Genomic DNA, 12,853 nt, shown 5'->3' on the forward strand with positions numbered 1-12,853 from the left:
TTGAGCCGATGGTGAATCAAGAAGACGATATGAAAAACCACTATCTGATGAAGGACCAGTGGTCACGGTAAAATGGTAAATGGTGTGCCCATTTTGAGGCACACGATTTGCTCTTACAGAAGCAGGATATACGAAATCCTTACCACTTTATAAAGTAGCTGTGGGGCTCTCCGGATTCAGAGCAGTGTAAAATGTACTGATTTGAAGAAGGAGAACTATTGAATGGCTAAAGATGATGGTAATGTGAAGTCGAAAGGTGACCGTTCTTGACACGTTTGCCCAATGCTATGTTCAAAGTAGAATTAGACCAGAATGGGCATGTCGTATTGGCTCACGTTTCTGGTAAAATCCGTATTGAACTCATTCGTATTTTAACCAGGCGACAAAGTTAACGTAGAATTATCTCCGTACGATTTAAAATCGTGGTCGTGTATTACGTACCGTTTTAATACTATATCACTAGCTTCCGTAAATCTTTAAGGAGGGTTCGAGACATGAAAGTAAGACCGGTCAGTTAAACCAATTCTGCGCAAAATGTAAATTATTCGAGGACGTGGAAAAGTAAATGGTTAATTTGTGAAAACCCTAACATAAACAAAAACAAGAGGGTTAATCAAAGGAGGTGCATTCGTAATGGCACGTAAATCGCAGGTGTAGATATTCCTCGAGACAACGCGTTGTTTATTTTCCTTTAACTTACGTATTCGCATTGGTCGCACATAACTGCTGAAAAAATTCTTGCTGAAGCCGGTATTTTCTGAAGAAACACACGAGTTCGTGATTTAACGGAAGACGATTAGGACGTATCCGTGATTATCATCGATCGTAATTAAAGAAGTTGAGGAGACCTTCGTCGTGAAGTATCTCTTAACATCAAACGTCCTAATGGAGTCGGTTCTTACCGTGGTCTTCGTCACCGTCGTGGTTGTACCAGTTTCGTGTCAAACTCTAAAAACAATGCTCGTACACTGTAAAGGTCCCACGTCGTACAGTAGCAAATAAAAAGAATAATAAGTTAAAGGAGGTTGAACTAACAATGGCACGTAAAACAAACACTCGTAAAAAACGTGTGAAAAAGAATATTGAAGCTGGTATAGCTCCATATTCGTTCTACTTTCAAACAACACAATCGTAACAATTCCAGATGAATCACTGGTAACGCACTTTTCTTCTTGGTCTAGTGCTGGTGCCACTTGTTTCCCGTGGATCTCTGTAAATCTACTCCCTTCGCTGCGCAAATGTCTGCTGAAACTGCTGCTAAGCCTGCAATGGAACACGGTTTAAAACTTTGGCGGTTACTGTTTAAAGTCCTGTGTGCTGGTCGTGAAAGCTGCCATTCGTGCTCTTCAAGCTGCAGGTCTAGAAGTAACAGCAAGTAGAGATGTTACTCTCCAGTTCCTCATAATGGATGTCGTCCACCAAAACGTCGTCGTGTGTACTTTTTCTGTCATGAATTTTCCCCTTTTGTCCTATAATGGATATGATGCATTATCGGAGAAATTTCGTACAGAAACATCGCTTTGTTGTGCACAATCGGGGTAACTGCCTCGGGGGACTTTCGTGTTAGACAGGGGTTATACCTTTGTTTAACCGGGGTTTATCCGACTTTTTTGAGGGAGGGTTTAGTTTAATGATGGAAATCCGAAAACCGAAAATCGAACACGGTTGAACTTAACGAAGATGCTAAAATGTGTAAATTTCGTAATTGAACCGCTTGAGCGTGGATATGGTACTACTTTGGGTAACATCCTACGTCGTATCTTTTATCCTCACTCCCTGGTGCCGCTGTTTACTACTTGCTATCTCCAAATCGATGGCGTATTACATGAATTTTTCAACAGTTTGAGGGCGTAAGTAGAAGACGTTACACGATCATCTAAACTTGAAAAAGTTACATACTTAAAATCTACTCTGAAGAAGAAGAAGACGTTGGAAATTGATTGTCAGGGCGAACAGGTATTGTCACAGCTGCTGATATTACTCACGATAGTGAACATGTCAGAAATACTTAAATCCAGATTTACACATTGCAACGTTTCAGTCAAAATATCGATTTCGCGTGCGTTTAACTGGCAAAGGCGTGGGCCGTGGGTATACGCCAGCTGATGCAAAATAAAATAGCGAAGATCAACAATAGTGAGTAATGTCCTATTGATTCTATTTATAACTGCCGTATCACGTGTGACTTACAAGTGGAAAAAAAAAAGACACGTGTCGGACAGTGGCTAATTAATGATAACTTACGACGCTTGATGTATGGCGGATGGAAGCACGGGCCAAAAGAGCTATCTCTTTTAGGGTTGCCAAAATCTACTGAGGCATTTAAATATCTTTGTTGGTTTAACTGATGAAGCACAAATGCTGAGGATTAGTGGTCAGAAGGAAGAAGATCAAAAAGAGAAAGTTCTTGAGTATGACTATCGACGAACTAGACCTTTCTTTCGTTTCTTATAATTGCCTAAACGTGTGCAGGTAATTGAATACCTGTACAAGGAGCGCGTTGCTCTGAACAAAACAGTCAAGTATAGATATTGATGAATAGTTCGTAACTTAGCGTAAATCCTTAGAAGAAGTTACATAAACTTGAGAATTAGGTTTAGGTTTACGACGTAAAGACTACTGAGGATTAAACCCATCAACAAAGGAGGAAACTACGAATGGCATACAGAAAATTAGGCCGTACAAAGTTGCGCAACGTAAAGCTATGTTACTTGATTTAGCTACGTGGATTTACTATCAACGAGCGCAATCCAAACGACAGAAACTCGCTCGCAAAAGAACTTCGTTCTGTAGTGGAAAAAAATTGGATCACCTTTTAGGTAAACGCGGCGATCCTTCATGCTCCGTCGTCAAGCAGCAGCTTTCATTCGCAATGAAGTAGCTAACGCTGAGACTGGTCAAGATGCACTTCAAAAACCTATTCGCTGATGAGGGCCACGCTATGCTGAGCGCCAGGCGGATACACTCGTAATTGCAAAAAATTGGTCCCACTCGCGGCGACGCAGCACCATGGTAAATTATCGAGTTAGTATAATGATCAATTAAAGGGCTCAGGACAAGTTCTTTTTCAGAAACTGGTCATGGCCCTTTTTTTTAAATATAAAAATAGGCTAACTTGGCGAAGAAAGTGGTGCCTTCACTATGAAAAAAGAGAAACTTCGGATAGAAAATATACATTTTCATATCCTGGGGCAGCCACTTATGCATTAAAAGATGTGTCATTTTCTTTATGAGGAAATGGGTATCTATTATTGGACAAAACGGTTCAGGAAAGTCTACATCTTGCAAAATTATTGAATGGTTGTGGTTTTTGCCAGAAGCAGGGTGACTATTACAGTAAATGATACAATGGTTCTTATCAGAGGAAACGGTATGATGGTATGTTCGAAAACAAATTGGAATGGTATTTCAAAATCCAGATAATCAATTTGTTGTAAACGACAGTGGGAAGATGAGGCTGTTGGTATTGGCTGGAGATCTCGAATGCCAAGAGAACAAATGATTGAAAGATTAGAACAGGCCCTTGCACTTGTCCGTATTGGAAGCTTTCTTAATGAGAGCCCATTCCCTTATCTGGTGGGCAAAAGCGCGAGTGGCAATAGCAGCGTTTTAGGCACTTCAACCATCTATTTTAATATTAGATGAAGCAAACTGTCATGTTAGACCCTCAAGGAGACGTGAAGTAGTAGGAAACGGTTTAGACACTTTTACTCAAAAAAAAGGTATTACCGTGTTATCAATTACGCACGATTTTAGAAGAAGCGGCACAGTCAGATTCGTGTCATTATTTTAAATAGGCAGAATATTAGAGGAGGGACTCCAGAAAAAATTTTCAAATCCTCTCAATGCTCCAAGAAATTGGCTTAGATGTACCGTTTTCGGTGAAAATAGCAGAATTATTAAAAAGAAATGAAATTCCTCTTGCAAAATACGCATCTTACAATGGAAACTGGGTGAACGAACTTGGAGATTACTTTCCAAAAAGTATAACATCGTTATACAATATAAAAAACTCCATTTGAAAGCGCGCACTTTATGATGTGCGTGTACGTTTTCCAGTGGGGTCTATTATGCCATTATCGGTTCCATACTGGTTTCAGGAAAGTCGACGATGATTCAACATTTAAATGTTTATTGCAGCCGACAAATGGTACAGTTCAAATGGGGGGGGGGGTGAACATTTGATTTTTCGGCAGGAAAGAAGAAAAAAAGCTAAAGCCACTACTAAAAAAGTAGTGGGTTGTCTTTCAATTTCCAGTAACATCAGTTGTTTGAATGAGGACTGTGGAGAAAGATATTTGTTGTTTTCGGCCTAAACTAATTTTGGAGTATCTGTAGACGCAGCAAGGCAAAGCTAGAAAAGGCAAATTGAACTTTGTAGGGCTAGAACCAGAACTGTTTAACTACGTTCTCCGTTCGAATTAAGTGGTGGACAAATGAGACGTTTTGCTATAGGGGTGTAACTGTCAATGAACCTGAAGTGGCTTGTATCTAGATGGGGAACCTACAGCAGGACTGATCCAAAAGGGCAGAACGGAACTTATGGAGATGTTTGTATAGCTGCACAAAGAAGGGTCTTAAAGTCATCCTTGTAACGCATAATATGGAGGATGCTGCTTCAGTATGCGGAGCAGATTGTAGTTATGCATAAAGGAACGGTCTTTTTGCAAGGAAAGTGCAGAGGAAGTATTTTCCAACATGCTGATGAACTAGAGAAAATTGGTGTGGATCTTCCTATGTCATTAAAAGTGATAAAACGTGCAATTGAAGAAATTTGGTATTTCAATATCCAAAGGCTACCTTAATCTTTAGAGGATCTTTCTCATGAAGTTGTGCAGGTGTTTACGAAAAGGTGGTCATGAATCATGTCAGCAGTGAATTATTGGAGAATAATCCCGGGGAATTCCACTTATTCTCAACTGTGATCCACGTAACGAAGCTGCTGATTGTCTTTTATATGTATTTGTTGTTTTCTTAGCACATAATTGCGATTTTCATATGGATTTTTATTTTATATGCACTCATTGCTTTATTTTTTGCAAAAGTTCCTATTCGTTATGTACTTCGGGCTTAAAACCAATTTTATGGATTTTTCTGTTTTACATTTTTCATGCATATTTTTTACAAATAAGATGGGTATGTACTCTTCAGCTTGTTGGTTTTCGATATTGACAAAAGATTAGAGCAAGGGGTATACTTTCTGTACGATTCCTTCGTTATTATTTTAATGACGTACATTATTAACGTTTACGCCGCACCTATTTGAAATTACAGCTGGTTTGGAGACGTTATTAAAAGCCGTTGAAGTCGTATAAAGTTTCCTGTTCATGAAATCGCGCATTAATGGATGTCAACTTTCTCTCTCGTTTTATCCCGACATTAATGGTTTTTTATTATGAAACGAGTAAAATAATGAAAGCACAAGCTTCACGGGTATTGATTTTGCCGGGTGGACCGATAAATATAGAATGAAAGCTATTTATTTCACTGCTCGTTCCTTCTGTTTATCAGTGCTTTTAAGCGTGCAGAGGACTTAGCCATTGCGATGGAAGCTCGTGGATATCAAAGTGGTGAAGACGTACTAAATTTAGGCAACTACGCTGGAAAACAGCGATACAGTAAACGATTGTCAGCTTATTTTGTTTAGCTGTATTGTTGGCATGGTGCGATCGTAATGGATATATAGAAATGGATAGAATAAAATGTACGGTTGCATATGAATGGGCATGCATTTTTGTGGTTATCAAATTCAGGCCGAACCATCGTACTGTTCAACAGGGATAGAAAAAGCATTGCAAATTGCATAAGGGAGAACTTGTTCGTGTTCAGGCATCTGTTAGAAGCAGATTCTACAGTTTCATGGCAAAAGGACAAGTAATACACTTTGATACCCCTTGTCTCTGAAGAGTGGCATATGGAGTAATGCTTTAAACACAAAGTTGCCGATGATATTGTTATTAGGCAAGTATGAGAAAAAAACAGAAGAATTTCATGCACGTTACGGTGTTTGAGAAAATAAGAATATCGTATCTAGTTGTATTATTAATTCAATAGACATGCGGGATGTATTTCCGAGAAATTATACGTAATCAATATCTCATGACCCGCCTCGAAAATCAACTCTATAAAGAAAAGCAATTTCCTTATTTTATTGAACGCATGATTTTACTTCTTTTTGTTCGGCAAAAAAACTGACAAAAAAGATAAAGTGCGAACAATTTTATGAAATCGATTTTAATTTGAACAAGATGATAAATATTTTTTCGTTTTGTAGGTAATGGATTTTTATATAATATGGTCAGAATTTGTTGGTACGTTTACTTAGCGTAGGGCAAGGAAAGCTTGATCCTGATAGCATTCCAGAGATTTTAGCGAAACAAAATTCGTCAGTTTTGCTGGAAGATGGCTCCAGGTCATGGGCTTTACTTGTGGGGGTAACTATAACAACTAATCCTGGTGTAAACATTGCTTGACCAATTAGAAACTCAAGTAAAATATCATAAATATGGTATTGTTTTCTAAACCACGATTAGCCCCCGGAAGGAAATCGTGTTTTAAGATAAACAATAGATGTTTTCTATGGAAAAGATAAAACGAGGAGGGGAAAACACATGCGTACGACTTTTATGGCATAAAAGCTAACGAAGTTGAAGCGTAAATGGTAATGTGGTTGATGCTGAAAGGTTCAAACTTTAGGTCGCCTTGCTAGTGAATACATCCATTTTACCTGGTAAAAACAAACCTACATTTTACACCACACGTTGACACGGGTGATCATGTAATATTATTAACGCTGAGAAAATCCATTTAAAACAGGATAATAAAATTAAACGAATAAATTTTACTACCGTCACACTAACACCCCGGTGGACTTAAGCCAAAAGAACGGGCTCTTGAAATGCGTACAAACTACCTGTACAATATGGTTAGAGCTTTGCAATTAAAGTCATGCTTCCAAAAGGACGCTAGGCCGTCAAGTTTCCTAAGAAATTAACGTGTATGCTTGGAGCCAGAGCATCCCACTTATTCCAAGCACAATAACCAGAAGTTTACGAACTTCGCGGATATTAATTAAAGGAGGGCTTTACTTGGCACAGTTCAATACTATGGCCCTGACGTCGTAAGAGTTTTCAGTAGCGCGCGTACGCCTAGTTCCAGGCGCCGGACGCGTTATCATTTACCGGTCGTGATTTTGGAAAACTATATCCCTATTTGCTGCCTTACGTGGAAGTAGTGAAACACCTCTTAGTGCAACAAAAACTTTAGGTACACGAACGATGTACTTGTAAACGTAAATGGTGGTGGATACACTGGTCAAGCTGGTGCTATTCGTTCACGTAGTATTTTCGCGCTTATTAAAAGCTGATCCAGAATAACCGTCTAACACTAAAACGTGCAGGTCTATTACTCGTGACGCACGTAGAAAGAGCGTAAAAACTACTTTCTTAAAGGCCACGTCGTGCACCTCAGTATCTCAAAACGTTAATTTTTGCGATACTACACACCCCAACCATTTGGTTTGGGGTTTTTATGTTGTCATTCCTCTTGTTGCAATTTTTATAGCTTGGAATATTTTAGTGCTACCTGCCGCGCGTATGCTTCTTCTTTAGAAGTTTTAGACTAATAATACGTATTAGGGAGGTTTATAAAGTACTATCAATGTCATTGTCCAGCTTACAAGAAAAACAAAAAGAAAAGCAGTTAAAATACGAGCGGAAGATGTTGCAGGGAATTATCATTAAAAACATTGCGGTTCAAATATTCGTGATGCCTTTCAAATGCAAGAGCCTTCATCGTCAGTATGAAATTACTGTATTGAATTAGGGATAGAATCTTATTTATTAGAGCGCGATACAGTAAATTTGGTTAATTATGGTGAATCGTTTTTGATAGTGAAATATAGTAGCTTTCTCAGAAGAAGAACAACAATTAACTTAAACGGCTATTTCAATTTTTAACGAGATGACTATGGCGAGAAATAAGTTGAAAGATGAGGAATTTACTTTTTGAATCTTGTCAGCAGTTTATAGATTGTGGTGGTCAAGAAGGGTATGAAAAAGGTTGAAAGAAGATATCGATTTAAAGCTTCATTAAGACAACATAAACTTTTCCTCTTGTCCATAAATAAAGTAATTAGGGGACTAGCTGAGGAGGAAAGGTATGAAGAGAAATTCGAAAATTATCTCATTTGCACTCGCTGCGGTTTGTATTGTTTTTTGTTAGTCAAGGCAAGAATTTTCACAAATTACAAAATCGTGGCGAGCTTTGGAATTTACCCTATCAGGAAAGTAATTGTATTAGATGCTGGGCATGGTGGACCGGGGCAGATGGAGGGGCTGTTGGTGGAAAGGATATATAGAAAAGGATTTACGCTTGAAATTACAAAAATGTACAGACTATTTACAAGAACAAGGTGCCACTAGTTATTTTTTAACGGCGTGAGGGAGATTATGATTTAGCTAACCCAGAACAAAGTCATATAGTAGACGTAAAAGCAGAGGATTTAAAAAAACGTGTAGAAATCACAATAAACTGATGTGAACTTTTTTTGCAAGTATTCATTTTAAAATGCTTAACTAGTAGTGGATCGAAAGGCGCACAAACGTTCTATTACCGCTCTTTCGATTGAAAATGAACGTGCCTCAAAATTTATAACAGGGCTGAATTGAGTAACAAGTTTTAGAGAACACGAATCGTTTCTGCTAAGACAATTTCGCATGTGTATTTATTAAGTATTCTTCTAAAACACCAGGTGCTTTAATTGAAGCCGGCTTTTTATCGCATGTAACGAAGGTATATGTTAAATTCGGAAAATATCTAGCAAAAGGTAGCAGCTGCAATATACCGTGGTAATTATTACGTTATTTCACGGAAAAGGAATCCTCCAGAATAAGAGGATTTTTTTTTGAGCTTCTCCTCGTTAACGAAAGTTTTCGGAAAATAGTGTTCTACTGGGGAAAATGTAAACGCATTTTTATTTCCAAGAATCGCCGATTATAAATTCCAATTAACATTACGTTATTTTTTCATAAAGGGGGCTGGGCTAATTATGGTAACGAAAGAGCAGTGGGTTGAAGCTTTTAGATAGGGATTGTAGATCCGTTTTTACAATAAAACATTAAAAATTTTAAAGAAATCATAAATATGCAATTAAAGAGGTAACAGTCAAGCCAGAGAAGGAACTGTGAGTGGTTTTAAAATTGCAATCGTAAAACCGTACAGCTGAACAATGCAGTTGCAGTCTGAATTGTAAAGTAGGTAAAAGACTTGGGGCAGCACAGTTGACTTCGTTTTGCAGAATTTACAGCAGAGGAATTAAGCTCAGTTTTGCACCGACAAGAAGAAGAGCAAAGTGAATCTTTGACTTGTCACCATAATTCAAAAACAACATTCTTATAGTAGCGAGGTGGAACAGGTTGGCGTGGGAAAATAAACTGTTTTCCGTTAACCTTGCAGTTGCTTTTAGCTCGTTTATGAAAAAAAGTTGGTATTATTGATGCGAACTTTACGGTTTTTAGTGTGCCAGACATGATGTCGGATAGAAAAACGTCCTATCGTAAAGAGGTGACAGATAATTCCTGGTGTGAACGTTTAGGTGTAAAGAGTAATCTCAATGGGTCTTCTTTGTAGAGGATAATGCACCAGATTATTTGAGAGGACCTATGCTTGGGAAAATGTTAACACTTTCTTCACAGAAGTAGAAATGGGGCGATTTTAGACTTATTTAGTACTAATTGGCCCCCAGGCACAGGTGAGGTTGCGTTAGATGTGCACTCAATGTTGCCATCTTGCAAAGAGATCTATTGTAACGACGCCTCATCCAACAGCTGCGTTTGTAAGCAGCAGGGGGGACGGTGCTGGGAGCGATGCAATCTTTGCGCACTGAACATAGTATTCTGGTGTTTTTGAGATATGGCCATACTCTTGAAAGTAAGGTACTGGTGAGAACAAATATGTTATTTGGAAAAGGCGGGGGACAGATAAGTTAGCCTAACGAATTACAAACGGAATGATCTTGGTCGTATTTTTCCCACTGCAACAACCAGATTTGGAATAAAGAATGACTTTGCTCCTTCAGTATCTGAGATACACATACAACGGGCATTATTATAGTAAAATAGCTGAACCCAGTAATTGATAAAACAAGCTGTTCCAAAATAAGTGAAACTTAATCCGTGGGGTTCACCGTTTACTGACCACAATAAAGCTTTTGTTTGCTAGTAAACCTTTCGCTTAATTAATGGGTCCATTTTGTCTGTTCATAATGCAAGATAAAGAATAACGAGTGGACAATATATAAATTGTCCCACTCGTTATTATAGTTATTATTTTTTACTGTTTCTTCCTTCTTCTCCGCCTTGAGAACCACCGTCACCGCCTGCTTCTTCTTACCAATCCGCCTTTTCAGCTTTTTGCACACCTTTACTAATGAATCATCATCTTTGCTTGGAGAGTGGACTTCAGCAGTTTCTGTTAGTAACTTGTTGTAGATATTGACTGTATTCTTTACTCTTCATTGTTTTATCATATATATATCATCATTTTTTCCTACTTCAGGATTTTTTCATTAATTTCTATAGACGTCCTGCTTTGGTGATTCAGGGTCTTTTAATAAGGTTTTCATTAATTGAGTTTGTCTTTCCCCATACTTTTAGCAAAATTTTGATGAGTAACTTCAGGATCTTTTAAAGAGCTTTTCCACAGAATTTGTTGCCCTTTATCGGATACCATGGCATCTTCATCGTTTTCTTTGACTCCTGTTTCATTAGTATGAGTGCTTGTTTCATTTTTTCATCAGTTTAATACATCTTGACTTAGCTTTCTTACCTGATCTGTTTTTAAAATATCAACAATCATTTTCTTGTTTGATCGTAATCTATTTCGGATTTCGTTTCTTTTTCCTTGTGCGCATGCTGCAAGTGCTTATAAGTAGAAAAGAAAACGAAAATGAATAGCATCCGTTTTCATAAGTTTTGGAACTCCTTTCAGAACAGTTCTCTCTTTTAATATAAATATCTTTAAGGAAATTTATACATGAACATGGGCTAGCTTTTTGAAAATTGTTCATTGATACAATTTAATTAGAAATATAAGTATAAGGGGGGATGTTTTGTGAATAGCCGCAAGTGGGTACGACTATTTTTTACGACGTTGTTTCTTGGGTGGGATTAGCACAGTTATTATTGGTTTTGTTTTGGGTGGGACAAGTACAATGAATTTTTTTCCAAAATTTCGACGGTAAGGAGATTTTTAGCAGTATCTTTCTGGCTGATGGGGTGTAGGATTTTATTTTAGTGTTATAAGTCAATAATGGGATTCTTTGCATATTTAACATTCAAATTCACCGTTTTGGACTAGGGATGTTTCGTCTCTATCTTCTTTATGGGATGCATCCAGCTCTTCTTATTGCATTTCGTATTATTTGAGTTTGGTATTTAAGATCTGTACTTATTGCAAATGGGGAAGTCTCGTTAGGGAATATATACTTGTTGCTGGGAATGTTCTTTTGTGTTTGGAGCAAATTGTTGACCCCACTTCGGTTGCGCCGACTCCGTCCTCGTACGCGCGGATCGGGGCAGCATCGGGGCGATCGCCACGGTGGAACTCGCTGGCACGCGACGGGGGCGAGGATCGTCGCAGTGACCACGTCCCTCGCAGGAGCGCGGTCTGGCGCCTCGGCGAGCCTCGTGCAACCACATCCTCGATCGCACCGGGCGCGGTGATCCACACGCACCGGGGACCTTTTCGACGTGATCATCGACAGTCGTGGCGGTAACTCGCGCGCGCCGTGCCGGAGTTCATCGACCGGCTCGCTTACCGACGGCCGGATGTGTCCATCGCGGCTCATGGTGCCCGGGCCGGTGCCTGCCGATGTCGGACTCCAAGGGACCCGGTTTGCGGGCCGGGTTCCAGTTGTTTCGCGTCGTTGCGACCCTTCAGCCCGCCACGATAGGTCAACGACGCCAACTCTGACGTTGTTCGCCGGCCAACAGTTCGAATCTCCGTCACGCGCGGTGCGTTGCATGCGGTGGTAGAGTACAGTGCTGGCCGCTGGAGCGCGCCGCTACGCCGCATCGCTGATGTGATGCCGGCAGGTGTTCGGTGCGAATTGTCCTGGCAACCGTAAGTTCAGGAGGCATCGGTTTGACGGTGCAACTCCCCGTCAGCTCTTGGCTCCTTGTCGCGTGAGGCCGCTGCAGTGTCACGGCTTTCGGTCGTCCGCTCCGCTGTGCGTTCGCTCGCCGTGGGGGCGTGCTGTTCCACCTGAGTGTGCCGACGCGCGCTCACCTCGGTCCGTGTCGGTGAGGGTCTGTCGTGTCCCGCGCACACCTGCTGTCATCGGGTGTCTCGAGGTCTCGAGTTCTGGTGCGGCGTTCTTCGGAGGGGGTGTCATACCGTCGTCACTCCCTCCCTCGGCCCGCCGGTGGCGCAGCCACCTCGCGGTCGGAGCTGACCTCTCTCTTCTCGTTTGTTGCCTCGGCGGTATGATCGACCGAGACCTGCGGTCGAGACATGTTGCGGCGAACCACCTTCGTCTCGCATCCTCCGGTCAATGCGTGGCGGCGACAGTGTCGTCGTGGCCGTGGCGACATTCTCGTGTCGCGAGCGTGGATTCCTCGGTGGTGGAGGCTGCGACGGATAAGTCGGGGGCTGTTGTACGAACGGTCGATCTTCTGCGGCCGAACCCAGGCGTCGATGCAGCGATGTAGCCATCCGGCCGCGCGGTGATCGATCTTCTTACACTCCCCATTCTTATCATTCCCTGTAGTATCCCCAAATCCTATCCCTTACCTCCCCATCAATACATTCTTCCTGTCATCCGCATTCTTGGAGACCCCCCTAAGGGCTGTTC

General features: G+C 40.6%; 6 protein-coding genes and 3 pseudogenes. All 9 read left to right on the forward strand.

Going from position 1 to position 12,853, the window contains the following annotated elements; genetic code table 11:
• Window positions 1-287: 287 nt before the first annotated feature.
• The 9 genes and pseudogenes from ACFSOZ_RS38800 to ACFSOZ_RS38830 all read left to right on the forward strand — a co-directional run bounded on the left by ACFSOZ_RS38800 (window position 288) and on the right by ACFSOZ_RS38830 (window position 8,423).
• Entirely contained in the window at window positions 288-392 is a 105-nt protein-coding gene (locus ACFSOZ_RS38800; protein WP_465264469.1) for a S1 domain-containing protein, read from the forward strand.
• Window positions 393-854: 462 nt separating this feature from the next.
• Window positions 855-974 (forward strand): annotated as a pseudogene (locus ACFSOZ_RS38805) (30S ribosomal protein S13); the annotation flags it as partial.
• 62 nt (window positions 975-1,036) lie between these two features.
• Window positions 1,037-1,475: pseudogene (rpsK, locus tag ACFSOZ_RS22875) on the forward strand (30S ribosomal protein S11).
• A gap of 896 nt (window positions 1,476-2,371) precedes the next feature.
• Window positions 2,372-2,476, forward strand: a complete 105-nt coding sequence (locus ACFSOZ_RS22880; protein WP_379101714.1) for a DNA-directed RNA polymerase subunit alpha C-terminal domain-containing protein — start codon at window positions 2,372-2,374, stop codon at window positions 2,474-2,476.
• A gap of 1,007 nt (window positions 2,477-3,483) precedes the next feature.
• Complete coding sequence (locus ACFSOZ_RS38810; RefSeq protein ID WP_379101716.1) at window positions 3,484-3,645, forward strand: hypothetical protein; 162 nt, start codon at window positions 3,484-3,486, stop codon at window positions 3,643-3,645.
• 1,855 nt (window positions 3,646-5,500) lie between these two features.
• Window positions 5,501-5,647, forward strand: coding sequence for a CbiQ family ECF transporter T component (locus ACFSOZ_RS38815; RefSeq protein WP_379101725.1), 147 nt, complete (start codon window positions 5,501-5,503; stop codon window positions 5,645-5,647).
• A 1,638-nt stretch (window positions 5,648-7,285) separates the two neighbouring features.
• A pseudogene (locus ACFSOZ_RS38820) lies at window positions 7,286-7,366 on the forward strand (hypothetical protein); the annotation flags it as partial.
• Window positions 7,367-7,659: 293 nt separating this feature from the next.
• The gene (locus ACFSOZ_RS38825) at window positions 7,660-7,824 is read left to right on the forward strand and encodes a DUF2521 family protein (RefSeq protein ID WP_379101718.1); all 165 of its coding nucleotides are present in this window, start codon (window positions 7,660-7,662) and stop codon (window positions 7,822-7,824) included.
• A gap of 227 nt (window positions 7,825-8,051) precedes the next feature.
• A complete protein-coding gene (locus ACFSOZ_RS38830) occupies window positions 8,052-8,423 on the forward strand; it encodes a hypothetical protein (RefSeq protein ID WP_379101719.1) in 372 nt (123 codons plus the stop codon).
• Window positions 8,424-12,853: the final 4,430 nt, after the last annotated feature.

The organism is Mesorhizobium newzealandense (genome assembly GCF_042682145.1).
Classification (GTDB): domain Bacteria; phylum Pseudomonadota; class Alphaproteobacteria; order Rhizobiales; family Rhizobiaceae; genus Mesorhizobium; species Mesorhizobium newzealandense.

Bases quoted from the DNA above. Each gene is read 5' to 3' on its own strand.
- ACFSOZ_RS38830 (WP_379101719.1), top strand. From the start codon at position 8,052: ATGAAAAAGGTTGAAAGAAGATATCGATTTAAAGCTTCATTAAGACAA.
- ACFSOZ_RS38810 (WP_379101716.1), top strand. From the start codon at position 3,484: ATGCCAAGAGAACAAATGATTGAAAGATTAGAACAGGCCCTTGCACTT.
- ACFSOZ_RS38825 (WP_379101718.1), top strand. From the start codon at position 7,660: ATGTCATTGTCCAGCTTACAAGAAAAACAAAAAGAAAAGCAGTTAAAA.
- ACFSOZ_RS38800 (WP_465264469.1), top strand. From the start codon at position 288: ATGTTCAAAGTAGAATTAGACCAGAATGGGCATGTCGTATTGGCTCAC.